The sequence below is a fragment of the Streptomyces aureoversilis genome, from assembly GCF_042657885.1.
Taxonomy (GTDB): Bacteria; Actinomycetota; Actinomycetes; order Streptomycetales; family Streptomycetaceae; genus Streptomyces; species Streptomyces aureoversilis.
In genome coordinates this window covers 122,474-145,710 of record NZ_JBHSKJ010000017.1, presented here as the reverse complement: position 1 = coordinate 145,710, position 23,237 = coordinate 122,474, and the positions used below count along the sequence as shown (strand labels likewise).

The 23,237-nt window shown below is 71.5% G+C and carries 20 protein-coding genes, 1 tRNA gene and 1 pseudogene; 12 read left to right on the top strand and 10 right to left on the bottom strand.

Annotation, left to right across the window (positions count from 1 at the left end; all coding sequences use genetic code 11):
• Window positions 1-16 precede the first annotated feature (16 nt).
• The 3 genes from ACFPP6_RS26995 to ACFPP6_RS26985 form a co-directional block, all read right to left on the bottom strand.
• Window positions 17-463, bottom strand: coding sequence for a VOC family protein (locus ACFPP6_RS26995; RefSeq protein ID WP_382047448.1), 447 nt, complete (start codon window positions 461-463; stop codon window positions 17-19).
• 139 nt (window positions 464-602) lie between these two features.
• Window positions 603-2,879, bottom strand: a complete 2,277-nt coding sequence (locus tag ACFPP6_RS26990; protein WP_382047445.1) for a S9 family peptidase — start codon at window positions 2,877-2,879, stop codon at window positions 603-605.
• 392 nt (window positions 2,880-3,271) lie between these two features.
• Complete coding sequence (locus ACFPP6_RS26985) at window positions 3,272-4,363, bottom strand: chitinase (RefSeq protein ID WP_382047533.1); 1,092 nt, start codon at window positions 4,361-4,363, stop codon at window positions 3,272-3,274.
• A 327-nt stretch (window positions 4,364-4,690) separates the two neighbouring features.
• Between ACFPP6_RS26985 and ACFPP6_RS26980 the strand changes: the two genes are divergently transcribed.
• Together ACFPP6_RS26980 and ACFPP6_RS26975 are read left to right on the top strand one after the other, a co-directional pair.
• A complete protein-coding gene (locus ACFPP6_RS26980) occupies window positions 4,691-6,034 on the top strand; it encodes a cytochrome P450 (protein WP_382047443.1) in 1,344 nt (447 codons plus the stop codon).
• A 19-nt stretch (window positions 6,035-6,053) separates the two neighbouring features.
• Window positions 6,054-6,920 (top strand): IclR family transcriptional regulator, encoded by an 867-nt coding sequence (locus ACFPP6_RS26975; RefSeq protein WP_382047440.1) that lies wholly within the window; start codon window positions 6,054-6,056, stop codon window positions 6,918-6,920.
• On the opposite strand, the gene ACFPP6_RS26970 is transcribed toward ACFPP6_RS26975, so the two are convergent.
• On the bottom strand, window positions 6,852-8,396 hold the full coding sequence (locus ACFPP6_RS26970) for a prenyltransferase/squalene oxidase repeat-containing protein (RefSeq protein ID WP_382047438.1): 1,545 nt from the start codon (window positions 8,394-8,396) through the stop codon (window positions 6,852-6,854). The two genes, ACFPP6_RS26975 and ACFPP6_RS26970, sit on opposite strands and share 69 nt — an antisense overlap.
• A gap of 343 nt (window positions 8,397-8,739) precedes the next feature.
• Between ACFPP6_RS26970 and ACFPP6_RS26965 the strand changes: the two genes are divergently transcribed.
• Both ACFPP6_RS26965 and ACFPP6_RS26960 read left to right on the top strand, forming a co-directional pair.
• Window positions 8,740-9,774, top strand: a complete 1,035-nt coding sequence (locus tag ACFPP6_RS26965; protein WP_382047435.1) for a Rieske 2Fe-2S domain-containing protein — start codon at window positions 8,740-8,742, stop codon at window positions 9,772-9,774.
• Between the two features lie 27 nt (window positions 9,775-9,801).
• A complete protein-coding gene (locus ACFPP6_RS26960) occupies window positions 9,802-10,881 on the top strand; it encodes a terpene synthase family protein (protein ID WP_382047433.1) in 1,080 nt (359 codons plus the stop codon).
• Here the strand turns inward: ACFPP6_RS26960 and ACFPP6_RS26955 are convergent.
• Both ACFPP6_RS26955 and ACFPP6_RS26950 read right to left on the bottom strand, forming a co-directional pair.
• Window positions 10,854-11,954, bottom strand: a complete 1,101-nt coding sequence (locus ACFPP6_RS26955) for a calcium:cation antiporter (RefSeq protein WP_382047430.1) — start codon at window positions 11,952-11,954, stop codon at window positions 10,854-10,856. The two genes, ACFPP6_RS26960 and ACFPP6_RS26955, sit on opposite strands and share 28 nt — an antisense overlap.
• Window positions 11,955-12,216: 262 nt before the next feature.
• Window positions 12,217-12,289, bottom strand: a tRNA-Ala gene (locus ACFPP6_RS26950).
• Between the two features lie 201 nt (window positions 12,290-12,490).
• Here ACFPP6_RS26950 and ACFPP6_RS26945 point away from each other — a divergent pair.
• Both ACFPP6_RS26945 and ACFPP6_RS26940 read left to right on the top strand, forming a co-directional pair.
• Window positions 12,491-13,975: a purine-cytosine permease family protein gene (locus ACFPP6_RS26945; RefSeq protein WP_382047428.1), complete on the top strand. Its 1,485-nt coding sequence runs from the start codon at window positions 12,491-12,493 to the stop codon at window positions 13,973-13,975.
• A gap of 54 nt (window positions 13,976-14,029) precedes the next feature.
• Window positions 14,030-14,582: pseudogene (locus ACFPP6_RS26940) on the top strand (barstar family protein); the annotation flags it as partial.
• 23 nt (window positions 14,583-14,605) lie between these two features.
• On the opposite strand, the gene ACFPP6_RS26935 reads toward ACFPP6_RS26940, so the two are convergent.
• Together ACFPP6_RS26935 and ACFPP6_RS26930 are read right to left on the bottom strand one after the other, a co-directional pair.
• Complete coding sequence (locus ACFPP6_RS26935; protein WP_382047425.1) at window positions 14,606-15,121, bottom strand: hypothetical protein; 516 nt, start codon at window positions 15,119-15,121, stop codon at window positions 14,606-14,608.
• Window positions 15,122-15,209: 88 nt separating this feature from the next.
• Window positions 15,210-16,589: an MFS transporter gene (locus tag ACFPP6_RS26930; protein WP_382047422.1), complete on the bottom strand. Its 1,380-nt coding sequence runs from the start codon at window positions 16,587-16,589 to the stop codon at window positions 15,210-15,212.
• A 102-nt stretch (window positions 16,590-16,691) separates the two neighbouring features.
• Between ACFPP6_RS26930 and ACFPP6_RS26925 the strand changes: the two genes are divergently transcribed.
• The 5 genes from ACFPP6_RS26925 to ACFPP6_RS26905 all read left to right on the top strand — a co-directional run bounded on the left by ACFPP6_RS26925 (window position 16,692) and on the right by ACFPP6_RS26905 (window position 21,520).
• Window positions 16,692-17,597 carry a LysR family transcriptional regulator gene (locus ACFPP6_RS26925; RefSeq protein WP_382047419.1) on the top strand — a complete coding sequence of 302 codons (906 nt, stop codon included), beginning with the start codon at window positions 16,692-16,694 and terminating at the stop codon, window positions 17,595-17,597.
• Between the two features lie 201 nt (window positions 17,598-17,798).
• Window positions 17,799-18,233, top strand: coding sequence for a hypothetical protein (locus ACFPP6_RS26920; RefSeq protein ID WP_382047416.1), 435 nt, complete (start codon window positions 17,799-17,801; stop codon window positions 18,231-18,233).
• Entirely contained in the window at window positions 18,230-20,266 is a 2,037-nt protein-coding gene (locus tag ACFPP6_RS26915) for a caspase, EACC1-associated type (protein WP_382047414.1), read from the top strand. The genes ACFPP6_RS26920 and ACFPP6_RS26915 overlap by 4 nt, the downstream gene beginning before the upstream one ends.
• A gap of 61 nt (window positions 20,267-20,327) precedes the next feature.
• A complete protein-coding gene (locus ACFPP6_RS26910; RefSeq protein ID WP_382047411.1) occupies window positions 20,328-20,798 on the top strand; it encodes a PPOX class F420-dependent oxidoreductase in 471 nt (156 codons plus the stop codon).
• Between the two features lie 215 nt (window positions 20,799-21,013).
• Entirely contained in the window at window positions 21,014-21,520 is a 507-nt protein-coding gene (locus tag ACFPP6_RS26905) for an EF-hand domain-containing protein (protein ID WP_382047409.1), read from the top strand.
• A gap of 27 nt (window positions 21,521-21,547) precedes the next feature.
• Here the strand turns inward: ACFPP6_RS26905 and ACFPP6_RS26900 are convergent, their stop codons facing one another.
• Entirely contained in the window at window positions 21,548-22,030 is a 483-nt protein-coding gene (locus ACFPP6_RS26900) for a MarR family winged helix-turn-helix transcriptional regulator (RefSeq protein WP_382047406.1), read from the bottom strand.
• A 124-nt stretch (window positions 22,031-22,154) separates the two neighbouring features.
• Here ACFPP6_RS26900 and ACFPP6_RS26895 point away from each other — a divergent pair, with 124 nt between their 5' ends.
• Entirely contained in the window at window positions 22,155-22,565 is a 411-nt protein-coding gene (locus ACFPP6_RS26895; RefSeq protein ID WP_382047404.1) for an organic hydroperoxide resistance protein, read from the top strand.
• Between the two features lie 102 nt (window positions 22,566-22,667).
• On the opposite strand, the gene ACFPP6_RS26890 is transcribed toward ACFPP6_RS26895, so the two are convergent.
• Window positions 22,668-23,219, bottom strand: coding sequence for a GNAT family N-acetyltransferase (locus tag ACFPP6_RS26890; protein ID WP_382047530.1), 552 nt, complete (start codon window positions 23,217-23,219; stop codon window positions 22,668-22,670).
• Window positions 23,220-23,237 lie beyond the last annotated feature (18 nt).

The following is a 23,237-nucleotide window of genomic DNA, read 5'->3' as shown; positions in this document are numbered from 1 at the left end:
GGGGCGGCCGTCCTCCTCAGACGACCGGCTGGCCGATGCCCAGCATGTTCCCTTCACTGTCGCGGAACCAGGCCCCGCGCTCGCCCCGCGCGCCCTTGCTCGGGTAGTTCCCGTCGATCTCGACGATGTCGTCCGCCGTCCGCCCGCCGGCCGGCCGCCCTGGCAGCCCCGGCAGGCCGACGTCTTCGAACACCACGCCGCGCCGCTTCAGCTCCGCCACGGCTTCCTCGATGTCGTCGACCTCCCAGGCCATCTGGGTGAACGTGCCGGACGAGGCCCCCGTCGACAGGAACACGGCGAAGTCCACGCCTCCGCACCGGTACAGCAGCCCACCGGGCCGCTCGTCGACGGGCTCCAGCCCGAGTTGCTCGGAGTAGAAGCGCCGCGCCCGGTCCAGGTCCTGGGCCGGAAGCCGTGTCGCCACGTGCGCCCGGGCCAGAACGCCCTCGCCTGCCGTGCTCATCACGTACTCACCCCTTAACAGGACCATGGTGGACTCATGAGATTCAGTCCCGGGCCCCGGGCCCCGGAGGACGAACACCGAAATTCTGGGACCACCCGGTGGGAGACCTCGGGCACGCCACGCCCGGCGGGTGTCGCGCTCAGGCGAACAGCTCACTGAGCAGCTCGGGGCCGATGGCGATGGCGGCGGGGCGGTAGGCGGGCGGCTGCGTGCCCATCAGCTCGCGCACCAGGAAGTCCCAGCAGCGCTTGCGGACGTAGGCCAGGCAGTCGATGAACGTGTGCTCGGCGCCGGGCACGATGAGCAGCTCGAAGTCCTTGTCGGCGGCGACGAGCCGGTCGGCCAGCCGCAGCGTGTGGCCGGGGTGGACCTGGTCGTCCATTTCGCCGTGGACGAGCAGCAGCTTGCCCGCCAGCCGGTCCGCGAGCTCCACGTTGGAGGAACGGGCCCACGCCCCGGGGTCGTCCGCGCCGTCGTAGGTCTCCACGAAGCCCACGTTGAAGCAGCGGGCGTCGTGCGATCCGGAGAGGGCGACTCCGGCCTTGTACACCTCGGGGAAGTCCAGCATCGCCCGCGCTGCCGCGAACCCGCCTCCGGAGTGGCCGAACGCGCCCACCCGGTCCAGGTCCATCCATGGCCGCGTCCCGGCCAGCTGCCGCAGCGCCGCGACGTGGTCGGCCAGGCAGCCCGCGTCGGCCAAGCGCCCGTAGGAGGCGTCGTGGAAGGACTTGCTCCGCCCCGGGGTGCCCCGCCCGTCCAGCGCCACCACCACGAAGCCCAGCGCCGCGAGGGGTTCCGCGTCGAGGCCCATCCCGCCGGGGTCGAAGCACGGGGCGACCCGGTTGACCTGCGGGCCGGGGTAGAGGTTGTCCACCACCGGGTAGCGCCGGGCGGGGTCGAACCCCCGCGGCCGGTACAGCACCCCGTAGATGTCCGTCACCCCGTCGGCCGCCTTGACGCGGAACCGCTCCGGCGGCGTCCAGCCGGTGGCCGCGAGCTTGCTGATGTCGGCGCGCTCCAGCTCGACCAGGACCCGCCCGGTCCAGTCACGGACCGTCGTCACCGGCGGGGTGCCGACCGTGGACGCGGAGTCGATGAAGTAGTCCGGGTGGTCCGGCACGGTGACGACGTGGTCCAGCTCGTCGTCCGTGACCTTCGCGAAGCCGGAGCCGTCCAGGCCGGCGCGGCACACCGTACGCCGGTACGGATCCTCGTCGACCAGCCCGGTGGCGGTGAAGTACACCACCCGCTCGGCCTCGTCGACGTGCAGGATCTGCCGCACCGTCCACGGCCCGGAGGTGACCTGCCCGAGCAGCGCGCCGGTGCGCAGGTCGTACCGGTACAGGTGGCCCCAGCCGTCCCGCTGCGAGTACCACAGCACCTCGCCGGCCAGCACACGCACGATCGGCGCCTCGTACATCCACTGGTTGGGCTCCACACGGGTGGACCCGGTCTCGCTGAGCACGGTGGTGACCTCGCCGGTGGCCGGATCCATCCGGTGCAGGGTGAGCGTGCGCAGGTCGCGCGGCCGGCCGAGGTAGTACACCGCCGAGCCGTCCGGAGCCCACCACGCCCACTTGGTCGCGATCGGCGACAGCTGCGGCATGAGCAGCGGCTCGGCCTGCGCGCGGACCACGGTGCCCGCCTGCACGTCCAGCACGACCAGCTCGGCGTGGGGCACCTTCTCGTCCCCGGGGTACGCGTACCGCTGGGTGTGCAGGCGGGGCGCGCCACCGTCGGCGGGCCCGGCCTCCACGAGGTGGGTCCGCCGGACGCCGCGCTCGTCGGTCCGGTGCGCCAGCACCTTCGTCGAGTCGGGCGACCAGGCCACCGCGGGCGGCAGGTGCGGCAGGCCGAACTTGCGCAGCAGGGTGCCGTTGCTCGTGGAGTCCGGGCCGGAGCCGTACCGGTGGTCGGGCTCACCGTCGGTGGTCAGCGCCCACTCGCGGCCGTCGGACAGCGAGCGCGCCCACAGGTCGTGCCCCCGCTGGGACACCGCGACCTTCTTGTCGGGTGACGGCACGTCCAGCGGGTTGCCCGGCGACGTGAAGTCGGCCCGCTCGCAGACGTAGCCGTCCAGGCGGCAGCGCCAGTACTCGCCGAACGCGTGGAACTCCACTGCGTTCCCGGCCATTTCGACGGCTATGAACGGCAGCGCCTCGGGGTCGACCCGCTGCCCGGAGGCGGCGGCCAGCCCGGCGGCGAGCAGGGCGTGGTCGAAGGCCGGCTCACGGGTGCCCGCCACCGGGTCGACCAGCACGAACCGCCTGCCGACACCATTGCTCACCGCGTACCGGAAGCGCGCGCCTCCGTCGATCCACTGCGGCCTGACCTTGTCGCCGATGACGAGCTCGCCGGGGCGGGCGGGACGACGGAGGAGCTGTTCGGCGGCCTGGTAGTCCTGAGTGGTGCTCATTTTTCTTGTCCTTCATCGGTGTTGTCGTGCGGGTTGGCGGGTGCGGGGGTCAGTGGCTGCGGGCGGTGATGTTGCTGTAGGCGGTGGTGGCGGGGATGTCGAGGACGGCGGCGACGGGGGCGGGGGCGGTGAACTTCCGCATTGCGTTCTCCTGCAACTCGTTGTTTCCGATGACGCAAACGCTACGTTGCATTCAAGGAGTCATCAACGGGTTCGTTGCGCGAAATCAATATCACTGCAGGTCAGAGCAAGGAAATCGTTGCAACGTCTCTAGCGGTTAACGCAACAAAGGTCAGCCACCCGTTGCAATGAATTGAAGGTGAACGCTATGGAGACCGCGGCGCCAGGAGGCAGACTCACCCGGCAGGGCCGCGGGCAGGTCGCGCGCCGGCTCAACGCCCTTGCAGTGCCTTCACGTTGTTCCCGAAGGTCCACCCCTTCGACCCGTCCCAGTTGAGGGACCAGGTCATGAGGCCCTTGAGCCCACCGCCGTAGGTGTTCCACGCCTGCGCCACGAGCCCGGGCGACATGTAGCCGCCACCGGCACCCGGCTGCGCCGGCAGCCCCGGCACCTGCTTGTCGTAGGGGACGCGGATGGTCGTGCCCTGGACGACGAGCCCCTTGTTCAGGCAGTCCGTCTGCGCGGTGAACCCCTTCACCGTCCCCGCGGAGTACGAGTCCCCGGAGCAGCCGTACATGTTCCCGTTGTAGTACTGCATGTTCAGCCACCACAGCCGGCCATTGTCGGCGTACTTCTTCACGATCGGCAGGTACGCGCCCCAGATCGAGCCGTACGTGACGCTGCCGCCCGTGACGTAGGCCGTCTCGGGCGCCATCGTGAGGCCGAAGTTCGAGGGCATCCGGGCGAGCACGCCGTCGATGATGCGGATGAGGTTGGACTGCGAGGCGGACAGCGTGTTGATGTTGCCGCTGCCGGTGAGGCCGGTCTCGATGTCGATGTCCATACCGTCGAAGTTGTACGTCTTGAGGATCGGCACGACCGTCTCGACGAACCGGTCGGCGACCGTGCTGGAGCTGAGGTCGATGCCCGCCGCCGCGCCACCGATCGACATCAGGATCGTGGCCCCGGCCGCCTTGGCCCGGCACATCTCGGCCGGCGTCGCGACCTTCACGGTCGCGTCCATCCCGTCCTCCCACAGGACCGTGCCGTCCGAGCGGATGACGGGGAACGCCGCGTTGATCACGTTGTAGCCGTGCTCACCGATGCGCGCGTCGGTGATCGGCACCCACCCGAACGGAGGGTGCACGCCGTTCGCCGCACCGTCCCAGTTCTCCCAGTAGCCCTGGAGCACCTTGCCGGGCGGCTTCGACTGCACGGGACAGGTGTCCGCTCCCGGCCCGCTCGCCACGGCAGCGGTCCCGTACACCGCCCGGGCCTCCGCCTGCAGGGGCACAGGCCCCGCAAGGACCATCCCCAGGCAGACCCCGGCCGCCCCCGCCATCAGACGCGCCGTCCGACCGATCATGCTCGGCTCCCTTCGGGCCGCGGCTGCCGCCACCGGTCACTGAAGGTGTCGAACGCTAGAACCGCCCCGTTGAACCGTCAATAGGTCTGGACCAAACCCAGGGCCTGAACGCTGCCGGTTGTCACCACCGCCCCGTTTCCTCCTTCGTTTCGCTACGGCGCCGCGCACATGAAGTGCGCGGCGCACCTCCGCCTTTTCAGTCCGCCGGATGTGCTCCCGTGCACCGCACGACCGGGGATTGACGAGCCGTGCAGGGTGGACAACATGCTGGTGGCGTCCCTACGCGTCCCGGCGTCCCGGCGACTCGTCCCGGAAGGGGTGGGCATGGATACGGCTGCGTCGATTCCACTGGCACCGAATGCCGTGCCGCTCCTGGGGCACGTGCTGCCCCTCGTCCGCGATCCGCTGGCGTTCCTGTCGTCCCTGCCCGCCCGCGGAGACCTGGTGCGGATCCGCATGGGGCCGCGTTCGGTCGTGATGGTGTGCGACCCGGTCCTGACCCGGCAGGTCCTCCTGGACGACCACGCGTTCGACAAGGGAGGGCCCATGTACGAGCGGGTGCGCGAGGTGGTCGGCGACGGCCTCATCTCGTGCCCGCACAGCCGGCACAGGCGCCAGCGGCGGCTGTGCCAGCCGTCCTTCCACCCCGAGAGGTTCCCCCACTATTCCGCGGTGTTCGTCGCCGCGGCCGAGGATGTGGCGCGCTCCTGGCACGACGGCCAGGTCGTCGACGTGACGACCGAGATGGCGAAGCTGGCCACGCGGGTCGCGGTGGAGACGATGTTCACCGCCGCCCTGCCGCCCGGGGCCGCGCAGCAGACGGTCGGCGACATCAACACCGTGGTGAACGGCGCGTTCCGGCGGATGATCAGGCCTGCGCTCCTCAACCGGCTGCCGAGTCCGGGCAACCGGCGCTACCTCCGGGCACGCGACCGGCTGCAGCACACCGCCTGCGGCGTCGCCGGCCGCCGCCGCGCCGATTCCACCGACCACCGGGACCTCCTGTCGTCCCTGCAGAGGGCCACCGACCCCGACGGCCTAGCCGACGGCGCCCGGGCGCTGACCGATGCCGAACTGGCCGACCAGGTCCTCACGTTCTTCCTCGCCGGAGCGGAGACGACCTCCAACGCGATGGCCTGGGCCCTGTATCTGCTCGCCGAACACCCGGAGGTGGGAGAACGCCTGCACGCGGAGTCCGACAGGGTCCTGGGCGGCGCCTCGCCGGCCTTCGCCGACCTGTCCGCCCTGCAGGAGGCGGGGCACGTCGTCCACGAGGCCCTCCGGCTGTATCCGCCCGCGTGGCTGCTCACGCGCACGGTGGTGGAGGACACCGAGCTCGGCGGGGTCACGCTCCCGGCCGGAACCCTGATCGCCTTCAGCCCCTACCTCATCCACCGCCGGCCCGACCTGTACGAGGACCCCGACCGCTTCGACCCCGACCGGTGGCGCGGGCCGCAGCCCGACCGCACCGTCTACCTCCCTTTCGGAGCCGGTGCCCGCAAGTGCATCGGCGCCCGCTTCGCCGTGGCCGAGGCCACCTTGGCCCTCACCGCCATCAACTCCCGCTGGCGTCTCGTCCCGCTCTCCGGCCGCCCCGTACGGCCCTCCGTCAAAGTCACCCTGGGCCCCCGGGGACTACGGATGCGCGTCATCGCCCGCCGTGCCTGACCAGCAGGGGTTATCCGGAATGACGCAGACAAGGGGGGACCCGCAAACCCCCGCGGAGGTCAGGACGGTCCCGGAGGCGATTCTCGAACGCGGCGCGGTCGGCCGCGCGCTGCGCGTGCTGGAGATGGTCTGCCAGGACGCCAGGCCGCGCGGGCTCAGTGAGATCGCCCGGGAGACGGGCGTGCCGAAGGCCACGACGTACCGGATCCTGACGGCGCTCTGCGCACACGGAATGATCGGCCGCTGGGACGACAAGTACGTGGCGGGCGAGCGGCTGGCCGAGCTGGCGTCGAAACGCGTCACCCGCCGCAACCAGCTCGGCGTCCTGAGAGCCACGGCGATGCCGTTCCTCCTCGACCTGTACAACTCCCTGGGCGGCTTCGTGGGCCTGGGAGTCCACGAAGGCCGGCAGGTCCGCTACGTGGAACGCATCCACGGCCGGCGCCTGCAGCCTCTGCTCTCCCGCACCGGCGAAACGGTGCCGGCGTCCTCGACCGCCATCGGCAAGCTGCTGCTCGCCTTCGAACACGATGCGCAGGCAGCGGACTGGCCGCCCCACGAGGAACTGGAGGACGAACTCGCGGTCATCCGCCACACCGGCATCGCCGTCGAGCGTCAGGAGTACGCGTCCGGGATGCTGACGGTGGCCGCGCCCGTCCTGGGGCCGGACCGTCGCGTCCTGGCCGGTGTGGTCATCGGTGACACCACGGGCCGCACCGCGCTGAAGCGGGCCGTCGGTGAGCTCCGGCGCACGGCGTTCGCCCTCACCATCGCCCTGCGCCGGCTGAACACCGACTCCCTGCCGTCGCCGGCGGAGTCAGTCGCCGCGCGCCCACGGCGTGGTGAGGCGGGGCCGCGTGAGATGGGCGGCGGCGATGACGGCTGACTGCACGACCGCGGTCGGCGTGTAGAGGGACTTGCCGAGCCACAGTTCGGCGAAGGCGTCGGGCCCGGCATCGAGATAGGGCACGAGGTAGCGGTGCGCCAGGTGTGACGTACGAGCCGGGAGGGGGAGATCGCTTCCGGCGAGTGCGTCCAGCGCCAGGATCGCGTAGGCGGTCTCCTCCGGCTGTCCGCCGCCCGCTCCCCAAGAGCCGTTCGGATGCTGGGTGTCGAGGAGCCACTCGTGGGTGCGGGTCAAGAGGCCCTCATGGCCCCCGCAACCCACACGATCCTCGTGGCTCCCGTGGCCCTCAGCGGATGCGGACCGGCCGAGCGCGAAGCAGACGTGGGCAGTCGCGTAGTAGGGCGACATGTGCCACTTGTCCAGCCAGGAGCCGTCCGCCGCACGGCTCTCGAGAAGGAAGCGGACGATCTTACGGCGCTGCGGGCCGTACGTGCCGGGCGCGTGGTTGAAGGCTTCCAGGAGCCGGGCGTTCACACTCACCGACGCGCCCCGCTCGCCCGGGTAGTGGAAGAAGTGATCGTCTGCTTCGTAGCGCAGGAGGAGGCCGAGCCGGGATGCGGCATCCACACCGAGGTGGGACAGCAGGTTGATGGTCATCGCAGTGGTGTCGGCCTCGGGCGCGGGGAACTCCCTGCTGAAACCGACCCAGCCGCGGCGGTCGAGCTCACCCGCCAGCGCATCGAGGTGCTGCGCGCCACCGGGAGGCAACAGGCCCGCACGTCCGAGGTGGTAGAGGGACCAGCCGGTCTCGAAGGCCTCCACCGGGTGCACCTCGGGCGCCCCGCCGTCGCGCGAGCGGTGGGCGAGGTGGTCGAGGTAGGCGAGTGCCCGCGCATCACCCGTGCTCTGCCACAGGGCAGCCGTAGCCGCAGGGGAGCAGCCCACCGACCCTCCGGGTGACTGCAGTGTCGGTGCCGCGCCCACGAAGGCCTCGTCCGGAGCGACCTCCATGCAGTACCGCAGTGAAGGGGAGAGCGAGGGGGAGGGCGAGCCCGCCGAAGCGGCTGCCATCCTGGCGAGCTTGTCCCGGCGCAGGGCGTGGATGTCCGGCCATGCCTGCGGTGGGAGGTCCACGCCATGGGCACGGAGCCGGCGGGTCAGCTCCGGCACGACGAATTCGAATCCGATCGGCTCGTGCGGCCCGGCCCGCCATTCGCGGGCCAGTGACTTCAGGTGGTCGGTTCCCCTCCTCAGCGCTCCGGCCACCCAGTCGTACGGCCCGGGCGGCGTGGTCTCCGCGTAGTCCACGAGTGCGCGCACGGCCGCCAGTGTGGACGTGAGCCGGTCGGCGGGCAGGGCTATCCGGCCTCCCCAGGAACCGTCCGGGTGCTGGCGCTCCCGCAGCCATTGGAGCGCGCGGGGGTAGCGCGGGGATCCGTCGGGGTCACGGACCCGGGAGACGAATGCCGTGTTGTAACTGTCCGAACAGGTCCCCGCGTCCCCGAGCCCGGCCATGAGCCGGCCCACCGCCTCCCGGATACGGCGCGCGGTCGGCCGTCCCGGGCCACTCGCTCCACCGTCCGTCGCCCGGGTGGTTGCACGGGTCATTGCATCAGTCGTCGATCCGGTCGTCGATCCGGTCGTCATACCGGTTGGCACAGGAGAGTTCTCGCCCGGCTGATCGGAGCACATGGCCCCCTCTTTTACGCGGCATCCTGCCTTCCGCTCAAGAGAGTGGTCCGCTGGGCGAACCGAAAGGTTGCCGGCTTCGGCGCGGAACGTCATCCTGCAGGTCCCACCATGGTGCGGTAGATCGACCAACGGCAGTTGACCCCTGTCGACGAGGACGGTATCGCTCATGAAAATACCCTCCGCCTTCAGGTTTCACCTCGCGCGCAGCACGGGTGAAACCCCATTGGTGACGGGTAACAGGGCAACTCCCCGGCTTCCCTATCCCGACGGCTGGTACGCCGTGGCATTCCGCGACGAATTGCCTGCCGGCCGGGTGCTGACCCGGCGCCTCACCGGCGAGGACGTCGTGCTGTACCGGACCCGGTCCGGCCTGGTACGAGCGGCGCGCCCGTTCTGCCCGCACCTGGGGGCCCATCTCGGCCACGGCGGACGGGTGGACGGGGAGGACATCGTCTGCCCGTTTCACCATTTCGCCTTCTCGCCCTCCGGCGACTGCGTCCGAACGGGGTGCGGCTCACCGCCGCCCAAAGCCCGTCTCAGGCTGCTGGAGGTGCGCGAAGTGGACGGCATCGTGCTGGTCTGGCACCATTCCCGCGGCCACCCGGCCGCATGGGAAGTGCACTCCTCCAAGCCCGCGGAGTTCTGCCCGGCGGGACACGTCTCCTACACGCTGGTCGACCACCCGCAGGACGTCATGGAGAACTCCGTCGACACCGCACACGGCCCTCCCATTCACGGCATGGCCATCGACATCAAGGGCATCCGCTTTTCGGGGACCGTGATGGAAGCCGATCTGGCCACGACTCCGGCCGATGGCTCTTCCGGGGGATTCCTGGTATCTCATCAAGTCCACTACAGTCTGCGTCTTCAGGGGCTCGGCTGGCTGTTCGTCGACGCTCGCGTTCCGCGGCTCCGCACCCACGTCCATTTCTGGGTCCTGCCGGTTCCCGTCGATCCGCTGCACGTGGAGATCAGGCTCGCGGTGAACGTGGAGGAATGCCTGGGACTCACCTCCCCGGGCCGCGCGACCCGGTTGATCGGCAAAGTGCTCGCCCCGCTGATCGGTCTCGATATGGCGAAGGACTTCCCCGTGTGGCAGAACAAGGCGTACGTAGCCCATCCCAAACTGACCAAGGGGGACGGCCCCATCATGGAATACCGCCGCTGGGCCGGTCAGTTCTACAGCGAGCCGAGCCCCTGATCGATCGCCCGGAACGGAGGCACGGAGATGCGACGACGGAATCTGTTCTTCTGCCCGCTTCCCCTGCGGATCAGCCCCGATGCCGAGCGCGCCCGCGCCCATACCTGGGAATGGTGCCAGGAGACGGGCATGGCGGCCTCTCCGGAAGCGGCAGCCCTCTGGGACGCCTACCGGCTGGACCTCTGGGGCTCGTGCGTCTGGTGGTACTGCACCGGCGACCTGCTGGATCTCGTCACCGACTGGGGGACGTGGGGCGTCATGCTCGACGACGTCCTGGAGGTCCACGATCCCGAGCTCATCCGCGACACCGTCGACGAAATGAAGCAGATCTTCGACACCAATGACCCCGACGCGCCGGGTGCCGGCGCCGGGCCGTTCACCGTGGCCCTGTCCGACCTGTGGCGGCGCACCCAGGCCCACGGCATGTCAGTGCGCTGGCAGCGCCGCACCGCGAACCGGTTCAGCCGCTTCCTGGATTCGTACCTCCGCGACGCGGTCTACCGCCGTGACGACGTATGGCCCACGGTCGAGCACTACCTGGACGACCGGATCTGGTCGACCGCTTCCCTGGCCAACATGTGCTTCAACGACCTCGAACACCGCTGCGAGCTCAGCGACGACATCGTCATGCACCCCGTCCTCCACGCCATGCAGCGCGCCACGGGCGACCACATCGCCCTCGTCAACGACATCACCGGCGTCCACCGCGAGGCCTCCTGGAACGACCACATCAACGTCGTTCCCCTCATCCAGCGCCAGTACCGGTGCACCCAGGGGGAGGCCATCGCCCGGGCCGTCACGATGGCCGACCAGCGCATGCACTCCTTCCTGGCCCTCGAGCGCGCGCTGCCCGACCTCTGCGCCCACCTCGACGTCACCCCCGAAGAACGCGAGTGCATCGGTCACCTGACCCGCGGGCTGCGCTCCTGGCTGAGCGGCAACATCGAGTACCACCTCATCTCGCCGCGCTACGAGGAGCGTCCCCGGCCTGCCAGCCGGCACACCGCCGCCTGGATGGCCGATGCGCACCGCGTCCCCGCCCGTATCCCCGCCCCCGTCCCCGTTCCCGCCCGCGTCCCTCAGGGACTCACCGCCAGCACCACATAAGCCGCCAGGAGTGAGAGGTGTACGCCGCCCTGGAGCGGGGTGGCGCGGCCCGGGATCACCGTCAGGGTGCCGACGGCGACGGTGAGGGCGAGCAGCACCATGTGCGTCGCGCCGAGGCCGAGGAGGAGGGGGCCGTCCAGCCAGATCGAGGCCACGGCGACGGCGGGGATGGTGAGGCCGATGCTGGCCATGGCCGAGCCGAGGCCGAGGTTGAGGCTGGTCTGGACGCGGTCGCGGCGGGCGGCGCGCAGGGCGGCGATGGTCTCGGGGAGCAGTACCAGCAGGGCGATGACGACGCCGACGACGGAGGCGGGGAGGCCGGCGGCGGCCACGCCGGACTCGATGGCCGGGGAGACCCCCTTGGCCAGGCCGACGACCGAGACCAGGGCGACGGCGAGCAGGCCGAGACTGGTCAGGGCGGTCCGGGCCGTGGGCGGGTCGGCGTGGTCGTCGGTGTCGATGACTTCGCCCTGGGCGGTCACCGGGAGGAAGTAGTCGCGGTGCCGTACGGTCTGGGTCGCCACGAACAGGCCGTAGAGGAGGAGCGAGGCGACGGCGGCGAAGACGAGCTGGGCCGGGGAGAACTGCGGGCCGGGGGTGCTGGTGGTGAAGGTCGGCAGGGCCAGGCTCAGCCCGGCGAGCGTCGCCACGGTGGCGAAGGCGGCGCCGGTGCCTTCCGCGTTGAAGACGGCCACGCGGCGCCGGAGGGCGCCCACGAGGAGGGACAGCCCGACGATGCCGTTACAGGTGATCATGACGGCGGCGAAGACGGTGTCGCGGGCCAGGGAGGCGCTCTTGTCGCCGCCGTCGGCCATGAGCGTGACGATGAGGGCCACTTCGATGACCGTCACCGCGACGGCGAGGACGAGCGATCCGAAGGGTTCGCCGACCCGGTGCGCGATCACCTCCGCGTGGTGCACGGCGGAGAGCACGGCGCCGGCCAGGCAGCAGCTCACCAGGGCCACCGCTCCGGCGGACAGTGACCGCCCCCAGGTCAGGGCCAGGACGACGGCGGCGAGCGCCGGCACGAGGGCCGGCCAGCGCGCAGCGAGGAAGTGGAGCCGAGAGTTCATACGGAAAGCTTCGCAGATTGGCGACGATGTCCCATTTGCAGGAGATTTCACGTCCGTCGCCCCGGCCGGCCGTCCTCGCCCTTGCCCAGTCCGCGGCTGGTAGGACTGGGCAAGGGCAGCGTGCCGCTGTCATGAAGGATCTTCGCCGTCCGATGATCCGAGAAACGCCCGTCACCCGGACGGGTGCGCAAACTCCCCCCATCGGGGAGCGCACAACGAGATGGAGGCCACCCGACCCGGGTGGCCTCCATCTCGTTCACTGTGGAGCTAAGGAGAATTGAACTCCTGACCTCCTGCATGCCATGCAGGCGCTCTACCAACTGAGCTATAGCCCCTTGTTCAGCTGTTCCGCTGTACTGCCTGTCCTGCTGCACTACCTGTCTTGCTGTTCCGCTTTCGCCCGGTTTCCCCGGCGACATCGGCAATATTACACGACGGCGACCGACCCGTTGACTCCTGTTTTCGCCCCGTGCCAGATTCGGCGCACCATCGCGCGAGCAGGAGCCGAACCGAGCCGAGCCGGGGGTGTGGCGCCCATGACGTCGTCCGAGCAGCCGTCGTCCCGACCCCCGGCCCCGTCCCCGTCCCGGTCCCCCCTCGCCCTGGAACGACGGACGATCGAGGTGATCCCGGACGCCGAGCGGCACGGCGCCCCGCACAACCAGTTCACCCTCTGGTTCGGCGCGAGCATGCAGATCACCGCCGTCGTCGACGGCGCTCTGGCGGTCGTCTTCGGCGCCGACGCACTGTGGGCGATCCCGGCGCTGCTCGTGGGCAACCTCCTCGGCGGGGCGGTGATGGCCCTGCACTCGGCCCAGGGTCCGCGGCTCGGGGTTCCCCAGATGGTTTCGAGCCGCGCACAGTTCGGCGTCTTCGGCGCGGTGGTCCCGCTCGTGATGGTGATCCTCATGTACCTGGGCTTCGCGGCGACGGGCTCCGTACTGGCCGGGCAGGCCGTCCGCAGGATCCTGCACCTGCCCGGCACGACCCCCGGGATACTCGTCTTCGGCGTGCTGACCGCCGTCGTCGCCCTGGCCGGATACCGCCTCATCCACCTGGCGGGCCGGGTGGCGACCGTCGTCGGCAGCATCGGCCTCGGCTATCTCCTCGTCGCCGTGTTCGCCCGGTACGACGTCGGCGCGCACGTCGGCCGGCAGCCCTTCGACGCGGCGACGTTTCTGCTCGCCGTCTCCCTCGGCGCCGGCTGGCAGCTCACCTTCGGTCCCTACGTGGCCGACTATTCGCGCTACCTGCCCCGTAGCACCAGCGCCCGCGCGGCCTTCTGGTCAACCTTCTCGGGCAGCGTCCTCGGAGCGCAGTGGGCCATGAGCCTGGGAGCCCTGATCGCCGCCGTGGCCGGTGGGTCCTTCCTGTCCGACCAGGTCGGGTTCGTCGGCGAGCTGGCGGGACCGGCGGCCGTCGGCTTCCTGATCCACCTGGTGGTGCTGGTGGGCAAGCTCACCGTCAACTGCCTCAACGCGTACGGCGGTTTCATGTCGATCCTGACGACGGTGACCGCATTCGACGGCCGGACCAGGATCACGCCGGCCGCCCGAGCGCTGTACATCACCGCGTTCACGGCGGCGGCCACCGTCGTGGCGGTCGCGGCCAGCGCGGACTTCCTCGACAACTTCAAGAACTTCGTCCTGCTGCTGCTCATGGTGTTCACGCCCTGGAGCGCCATCAACCTGACCGACTACTACCTGGTTTCGCGCGAGCGCGTCGACATTCCCGCGCTGTACGACCCGGACGGCCGCTACGGGCGGTGGAACGTCCCCGCGCTGAGCAGCTACGTCCTCGGCATACTCGCCCAGATCCCCTTCCTGGCCCAGAACCTCTACACCGGTCCGCTGACGGACCGGCTCGGCGGTGCGGACATCTCCTGGATCGTCGGACTGGTCTTCACCGCGGCCGTCTACCTTCCCTGGGCCCGGCACACCGCCGACCCGCCCGCCGAGACCGTCCACCCGGCGGACGCGTCCGCGGCGGCGGGGGTGACGGGGGTAGTGGGGCGGGGTTGACGGCACCGCGACACGCTCGCCGGCAGGGGTGGGCCGCGGTCGGCGGCGAAGCCCGACCGGCTGCTGTGGACCACCGTCCGCGCTTGGCAGCCGTCCGCCCCCCGGAACGGATCTGATCGACCTGGAGCTGGACGGCAGCAACCTCTACCCGGCCGTCCGGGAATACGCCCGGCCGCTCCTGGAGAGATGGCTCGCCGGGCCGCCGGACAGGCCCGGCCTCTGGGTCGGCCTCGACAGCCGGCACCGGCTTGCGTGGCTGGACATCGTCCGGGAGCGGGGCTGCCGGCTCGAGCGCCGGGACCGGCCGGCCCACCACGCCTACGAGCTCGACGGCCGGCACGTCACCGACGTCCCGGGCCTCCACCTCGCGCTGGGCGAGGCGGTGAACGGGCCGGGCGGCTGCTTCGGCGGCTGCCTGGGCGCCCTCGACGACTGCCTCCGCGGCACCTTCGGCCACACGGCCCCCGCGACCCTGCTCTGGCGCGACGCCGCGACCGCGCGCGAGCACCTGTCCCACGCCCTCTCGCCGGACGGCCGGCCCTACGACCTGTTCGCCGAAGTCCTGAACTCCCTGGCCGGGGGCGGGATGCACGTCACCTTGGCTTGACGCCGGGCAGGCCGGGGCGCCGCTCAGGAGGCGGTCCTGCGGCGCCGGTGGTAGGCGTACGTCACGGCCAGCACCAACGGCCCCCACAGGACGAACAGGCCGCTGACCACGTCTCCCAGCACCTTCCACCACACGCTCGTGTACGGGGCCTCGGCGAAGCCGGCGATGTGGAAGACGCGCAGCACCCAGTCGATGAGCAGCCCCGTGAGGACCAGACCGCCGAGAGCGGCAGGGACGACCGCCACCAGGGGCGGGATGCGCCGGCCGCCGATCCCCGGCACCCACCGGGGCACGACCTCGCCCCAGGGCCGGACCAGGCCGCGGCACAGCAATGCGGCCGACTCGGTCAGCAAGCTGAGTGCACAGACGTACGCCACGTTGGCCCAGCGCGTCCACGACATGGGCTCGGCGTCCATGCCCATCAGGTGGTCGAAGCCGATGGGCAGCCGCCACAGACACACCGGGAGGGCGAGCAGGGGGAGCAGGCGGACGACCCGCTCCGCCCACAGCGGCACGGGCCGCTCGGTCCCCGTGTCCACCGTCCTTGCATGTGCTGTGCCCTTTGGGGGAGTTGCGCTCGCGCTCGTTGCCATGCGATCACTCTTGCGGCTGCTCGCCGCGTAAGGATCATGCGCGAGGACGGTCCGGCTCCGCCGTGCGGTGGAGTGCGGCAGGCACGTTGCGGCGCCCGCCGAGGGCGGCGAACCCGCCACAGGTCAGCGCCGCCAGTACGGCTGCCGCAGCGAGGAGTACGGGCATGCTCCACCAGCGGGAGACCAGGGCGAGGGCGTACGGCACGAACATGCCGAGGTAGGCCGCCGTCCAGAACAGCGAGGTCACCATGGCCAGCCGCGCCGGCGGTGCGGACGCGGCCGCCTCGGTCAGGCCGAAGGACAGCGCGAAGCCGTAACCGGCTCCCAGGACGGCCGCCGCGACGAGGGCGAGCGCCGGCTGCGCTGCCGCCGCGGCGGGGACGGCGAGGGCGAGCCCCACGGTGATCGCGCCGAGGCCGGCCGACGCGTTGGCGAAGCGGTGCCGTGCGGCCAGCCGGCGGGCCAAGGGCTGGACGAGCAGGCCGCAGCCGGGGACCACGGCGGTCGCGATGCCCGCGAAAACGGTGCGCCAGCCCGTCAATCCGCCGTCGACCAGCCCGGGCAGGGTGGCGAAGCCGATGGCCGGGGCGGCGAAGACCCAGGGGGCCAGGGGCAGTACGGCGCGGCGGAAGCGGGACCAGTCGACGGCGGCGTCAGCGGCGGCGCCGACCGCGGTCCCCGCGGCATCGGCGGCACCAGCAGCTGCAACAGCAGCCCCGTCACCGCCCGCCGCAGCCCGTGCATCCCGCCCCTCCCGCGCGGCCGGGCGCCGGGTCTCCGGGGCCCGGTACGCGACCACCCAAGCGAGTGCCACCAGGATGACATGGGGAACGTAGGCCGTCGCCATCGGGTGCGGCAGCCACTGGGCGATCAGCGCGGCCACCAGGCCGCCCGAGGCGAAGCCCGCCGAGACGAACAGGCCCGGGCGGCGGGCCGCCGCCCCAGGTGCCCCGTCCGGAGCGTGGGGCGGGCAGGAGAGCTCCTTGACCCAGGCGCTGCCGGCGGCCAGCAGGGCACCGGCGCTGACGCCGGTCAGGAAGCGGCCGGGCAGCAGCCACGCCGTGGTGGCCGAGCCGGCCATCAGGAGGCAGGTGGAGAGCAGGTTGACGGCGAGGGCGGTCAGCGCCACCGGCCGGCGGCCGCGCCGGTCGGCCAGCGGTCCGCCGATCAGCAGGCCCGGGACCAGGCCGACGACGTACAGCGCGAACAGGCCGGTGACCGTGGACTCGGACAGCCCGAGCTCGGAGCGGTAGGCGCCCAGCAGGGCGGAGAACTGGTTGGCGCTCCAGCCGGAGGCCGTCATCATCCAGCCCGTCCGCATCCAACCGGACCGCATCCGGCCGGTGCGCGTCCCACCGGGGTCGCCGGAGGTGCCGGAGGTACCAGGGGCGGTGTGCTTGACAGGAATACTCACGTCCGCCAGTCCTACGGGCCTCCGCCCCACCCCCGCCGCCCGCATTCACGATTTGTGAATGCACATGCGAACCGGACGGCCGAGGTGTCTATCGTGGCCGTCATGGATCTCCGTCTGCTGGCGTCCTTCCTGGCGGTGGTCGAGGAAGGACACTTCGCGCGGGCAGCCGCACGGCTCTTCCTCTCCCCGCCCGCCGTGACCCAGCACGTCCGGCGGCTGGAGAGCGACCTCGGCACCCGCCTGCTCCACCGCAACCCCGTCTCCCCCACGCCCGCCGGCGAGCGGCTGGCCGGCCACGCCCGTACGCTGCTCGCCGCCGCGAACGCCGCACTCGACGACGTGGCCGGGGCCGCCCAGGCCCCGCCCTCCGCCGAACGGCCGCTCCGCGTAGGCATCATGGGCCACGGCTCGGCGGAGCTGACCCCCGCGTCGGTCAACGCCTTCCGGCGGGCCCGTCCCCACGTGCCCGTCGAGCTGCGCCAGCTCGACTTCACCGAACACGTCTCCGCACTCGTCGAGGACCGCGTGGACGTCGCCTTCGTCCGGCCCACCCCGGCGGACGAACGGATCACCGCGGACGCCATGACGACCGAGCAGCGCATCGTGGCGGTACCGGAGTCGTCGCCGCTGGCGGACGCCCGCGACACCGGCGCCCTGCTCGCGGACGTCGCCGACCTGCCGTTCTTCACGGTCCCCGGGCACACGCCCCGCACCTTCACCGACTACCTGTACTTCGACTGCGCGGCCCGGCGCCGCAGCCCGCACGTGGCGCTGACGCCGCAGGAAGTCCTCACCGGCGTGGTCACCGGGCGCGCGGCCGGCTCCGGCCTGAAGTCGTTCGCCCGCTATTACGCGTGGCCGGGCGCGGTCTTCGTCCCGGTGCTCGACGCTCCGCACGAGAGCAGCTACCTGGCCGTCCGGGCCCGGGACCGCAACCCCGAGGTGCAGATCTTCCGCGCGCTGGCACGGGCGCTGGCACGGGAAATGGGGCCACGGATCAGCGCGTGAGGGCTACGCCGGCGCTCGTCGTGTGCCCCGGCCACGGACACGGACCCTGGTTGCGGCGGGGTAGGAGGGATCACAGACTGGGAGTGAGGCACGTGGAGCCACCGCGGTCCGACTCCGCGTCGCCCCTGTGAGCCGTGAGCGCGAGGAAGCGTGACCGGACGTGACTGGTCGTGACCGGGCGGGCGCGAAGGGGCGAATACGGTGGAAAACCGACTGCAAATCCTCCTGTCCGAGGAGGGGCCGGAAGCGACGGAAGCCGAGCACGTCGAGAAGCTGACCGGCTACCTCCGCCAGGAGTTGCTCCAGCTCGACGTGGACGACGTGACGTCCCTCCCGGCTGACGCAGAGGTGCCGCCGGGCGCCCGGGCGGTGGACGTCGCCCAGGTGGGAGCCCTGCTGGTGACTTTGGGAACGTCCGCCACGGCGCTGCGCGAGGTCGTCGGCGCCGTGAGGGAGTGGTGGGGCCGCTGCCGGGATTCCCGGCCGTCGATGCGGCTGACGCTCGGCGACGACGTCCTGGAGATCTCCGAGGCGACACCCGAGCAGGTCACCGAGGCCTTCGACCTCTTCGTCCGTCGGCACTCCCCCGGTGCGGTGCCGCCCGGGAAAGCGTCGCCCGGTGAGGTGCCGCCATGACCGAGTCCCGGTACGCGCTGATCATCGCCAACGACAGCTACCAGGACCGAGGACTCCGACAGCTGATGTCGCCGGCGCAGGACGCCGAGGCGCTCGCGGGCGTCCTGGGCGACCCGCAGATCGGCGGATTCGACGTCCAGATCGTGCGGAACGAGCCCTCGCACGCCATCAGCATGCGGCTCGACGACTTCTTCGCCGACCGGCGGCCGGGCGACACCCTCGTGGTCCACTTCTCCTGCCACGGACTCAAGAGCGAGTCCGGCGAACTGTACTTCGCCGCCAGCAACACGCTGCCCCGGCGCCTGGCCTCCACCGCCGTACCGGCCGACTTCGTACGCCGCTGCATGTCCTGCACCCGCGCCCGCAGCATCGCCCTCTTCCTGGACTGCTGCTACGGCGGCGCCTTCCCCCAGGGCGCGGTCGCCCGCGCCGCCGGCGACGTCAACGTCCTGGAGTCCTTCGTGGGCGAGAAGCTCGGCGGCGGGCGCGGCTGGGCCGTCATCACCGCCTCCAACTCCATGGAGTACGCCTTCGAGGGCTCCGAGCTCACGCGGACTGCAGCGGGCCCGCGGCCCTCGGTGTTCACCAGCGCGCTCGTCTCCGGCCTCGCCACCGGAGAGGCCGACCTGGACGAGGACGGCCGGATCTCCCTCGACGAGCTGTACGAGTACGTCTTCGACCGCGTACGGCAGGAGAACCCGAACCAGACCCCGAGCCGCAGCGTCGACATGCAGGGTGACCTGTACCTGGCGCGCAGCCCCCGGCGGCGGATCGCCCCCTCCCCCGTTCCGGACGACCTGCGCGCGGCGATGCGCAGCCCCGACATCTACACCCGCCGCGGAGCCATCGCCGAACTGCGGGCCCGTATGGAGAACGCCGACCTGTCCGTCGCCGTGGGCGCACGCGAGGCCCTGGCCGAGATGGCGCGCAAGGACATCCGGGCCGTGGCCGACGAGGCCGGCCGCGCCCTGAGCGAGGTTGCCGTCAACCCGTACCCGACCCGGCTGGACTTCGGCCCGGTGCCGCAGGGCGCGCCGCCGCCGCACCAGCAGGTGCGGCTCCTCGGCCCGCCGCTGGCCCGTAGTTGCGCCGCGCACCCCAAGGCGGACTGGCTACGGGCCGCGGAGACCCCCGACGGGCTCGACATCAGCGTCGACACCTCCGCGGGGCCGGGACGCCTCAGCGGTGACATCGTGCTGAAGGGCGCCGTCGGGGAAGGGCTGGTCCACGTGGAGGCGGAGGTGCTGCCGACGCCGGCGGCCGAGGGGCGGGCGCCGGTGCCCCCGGACGGCCCGACAGCGGTGGTACCGGCGGCGGGCAAGCCGCCACCCGCCCACGCGCGGCCGCCGGCCCCGCCACCGCCTGCGGCCCACCGGCCGGTACCGACGCGCACTCCGGTCGCACAGAAGCCGGACAGGCGGGAGCCGAGCAGTCAGGAGCCGGTCGCCCACAAACCCAGCACGCACAAACCGAGCACGCCCGCGCCGACCCGCAAGCCGCCCCCCGCGGCCGGACCCGCAGCAACAGCAGCCGCCGCTGCAGGCCCCGCCCCACGAGCAACACAACGCCCCACGCAGCGCCCCGCCCCACGAACAACCCACGCACCACCACCGCGCTCACACCACCCTCCTCCGACCCCCGCCCGCCCCCAACGCGCCCCCGCCCTGGCGGCCGCCTCCCTGGGCCTGTCCGTCGCCTCGCTGATCACGCTCCTCCTGGGCGCGGTGGCGGCGATCGATGCCGTGGAGACCCGGGTGTACATCCCCGGGGCGTCCCTTGAGGAGGGAGTCGTCCGTGCCGGGATGATGAAACCGCTCATCATCTCCCTGATCACGGCAATACTGGCGCTGGTCGTCGTATCGATCGCCCGGAACAGCCTCGGCTCGTCGGCAGCGTCGCAGACGAACTACGCGGAAGGCCCGGCCCACGCCACCAGGGTGCTCACGCGGACGGCCAAATTCATCGCCGTCCCGTCGCTGATCCTGGCCGTCCTGATCCTTCTTGTGTATCTCGTCGCGAGGATTTACGCCTGAGCCGCCCCGATATCGTCGCCGGGGCAGCATCACCTGCCTCACGCAGGGGCACTACCACCCCATGGTCGCGATACCGCACGACATCCGCACGAGGATCGAAGCGCCGCACATCTGGTACGTCGCCACGGTCAACCCCGACGGCTCGCCGCACGTGAGCCCCATGTGGCTGGGGCTCGAAGGGGACTTGCTGCTGTTCAACACGTCCATCGGGCGCATCAAGGAACGCAACCTCCGCCGCGAGCCGCGCGTGTGCCTCTCCCACGCGGACCCGGCGGACCCCTACGACCGCGTACAGATCCGCGGCCGCGCCGTCCGCTTCGTGGAGGGCCCGGAAGCGGACCGGAACATGGACCGGCTGGCGCGTCGTTATGCGGGCACCGAGCGATTCGAGTGGGGCGTCCCGGGCGAACAGCGCGTCGTCGTCCTGATCGAGCCGTCCCGCATTCACCGCGTGAAGGGCGTCGAGCCTTTGCCGCCCGGCGCACCGGGGGCAGACGGCGCGTCGCCGCCGCCCATCAGTCCCATGCGTTGAACAGCAGACCTCCCAGCGCGGCCCATGCCCTCATCCTGCCTGGAGCTACGGCCTCCTGACGGATGCCTGTGATGTGAGGAGCGGTCACCCCCTGGATTCATGCCGCGCTGATGGGAAGGCGGACGGCCGCAGTCGGCGGACGCTTTCACCCGTGAGAGGGAACGCCGCCTCAGGCTCGCCGGTCCGTGCAGGCCGCACTGGCACGCTCTCGGAGCATGACCGACATCATCAAGAACGCCCAGCTCGCCCCCGCCCAGGAGTTCCAGCGCATGGACGCGGACGGCGACGGAGCCGTCGACCGGAGCGACTTCCTGCGGGCGCCTCACAGGCTGCTCGCCGAGCTCGGCATCCCGGAGGAGTCAGCAAAGGGGCGGGCTCTCCTGGACGCCAACGAGACCCAGTGGAAGTTCCTGCTGTCCCTCGGTGACGCCGACGGTGACGGCGTCCTGACGGCCGACGAGTACATCGCCGCGCGCACCTCCCCCGGCTTCCGCTCCGCGGACCGCCCCGGCAAGGGGGACGTGTGCCGGACGCTCTTCGACCTGCTCGATCGCGACGACGACGGCTCGCTGGACGAGGACGAGTTCCTCCGGGCCGCGGACTTCCTGTGCATGTCGGAAGCGGAGGCCCGCGGGTACTTCGCAGAGCTCGACGCCGACGGCAGCGGGCGGCTCAGCCCCAAGGAGTTCCTGAAGGCGGTGAAGCGCTTCTACACGAGCTGAGCCGGCCCACTCGTCGCCGGCCCCGCGCTACCGGCCCCCGCCCTGCGCCGCGTCGAGGTTCCCCGTGAGCCGTTCCAGCAGCGCCCGCAGGGTGAGGGCCTCCTCCAGCGACAGCCCCGTCGCGGTGACGATCCGGCGGGGCACGGGCAGCGCGCGCTCGCGTAGCGCTTCGCCCGCCTCCGTGAGCCGGACCACGACCGAGCGCTCGTCCTCCGCGCTGCGCTCGCGCGCCACCAGGCCGGCCGCCTCCAGCCGCTTGAGCAGCGGGGAGAGCGTGCCGGAGTCGAGCCGCAGCCGCTCGCCGATGGCCTTGACCGGCTGGGCGTCGGGCTCCTCCCAGAGGACGAGCATGGCCAGGTACTGCGGATAGGTCAGGCCGAGGTCCTTGAGGGCGTCGCGGTAGACGCCGCCGAAGGCGCGCGCCGCGGCGTTCAGCGAGAAGCAGATCTGGTGATCGAGGCGGAGCAGCTCCGCGTCGTCCGGGAGGGGGAAGGGCGGCGGAGTGGTCATGACCTCAGGGTATCCCGCACCCTCATTAAATTGCGCACAACTTAATCGTGTGCAACCATTACTCGTGTGCGGCAGCCGGAACCCGGCACCGCCCCGCCGTCCGAACCGATCGAGGGGACCTTTCATGAATGCGCTGTACACCGCCGTCGCCACCGCCAACGGCCGCGAAGGCCGTGCCGTGAGCTCGGACGGGCAGCTCGACCTCGCGCTGGCCATGCCGGCCCCGCTCGGCGGCAACGGCAACGGCACCAACCCCGAGCAGCTCTTCGCCGCCGGCTACGCGGCCTGCTTCTCCAGCGCCCTCGGCCTGGTCGGCCGCGAGGCGAAGGTCGACACGAAGGACGTCTCGGTCGCCGCCGAGGTCTCCATCGGCAAGGACGACTCCGGCTTCGGCCTCTCCGTCGTCCTCCGCGTCGAGCTCCCGGACAGCCTCGCCGGCGAGACGGGCACCCGCCTGGTCGAGCAGGCCCACCAGGTCTGCCCGTACTCCAAGGCCACCCGCGGCAACATCCCCGTCGAGCTCGTCGTCGAGTAACGGGCAACGGCCGAGCCCGGCGGGCCCGCCCCGCCCCCGGCCTTGGACACCACCGTGCAGGGGACCCGGGTCGGCAACGCGCTGGTCAGGGTCGGCCGACGATCACCGTCCGGCGCGCATCGTCGCCCCGCTGGAGCACCGCGTCAGCACGCACGTGGTGCTGCCGTCGTCCTCCGCGATGTCCCGGACGTGTTCGAAGCCGAGCCGCTCCAGTACGGCCAGCGAGGCCCTGTTCGGTTCGGCGACCGTGGCATGGACCTCGGTCAGCCCGAGCATGCCGAAGCCGTAGGCGACGATCGCCTCCGCCAGCTCGGTCCCGAGGCCGGAACCCCAGGCCTCGGGCGCGAGGGCGTAAATGATCTCGTGGCCCCGGACCGCTTCGGTCGGCTTGATCTCCGCGTGCCCGATCAAGCGGCCGTCCGGACGGCGCACGGCCCAGACGTCGAACAGGCTCCGGGCGTAGACCTTGGTGAAAATCCGCCCGAAGAGGGCGCGGTCGTCCTCCTCGCTGGAGGGGCCGTCACCCATCCAGCGCGACACCCGCGTGTCCTGGAAGAGGGCGAGGAAAACCTCTTCGTCCTCGGGCGTATAGGGGGTCAGGAGGAGGCGCTCGGTGCGCAGAGTCGGTGTCGTGGCCGGTGGCGGCGTCGGCATGCGTGTCACGGGCGGTGA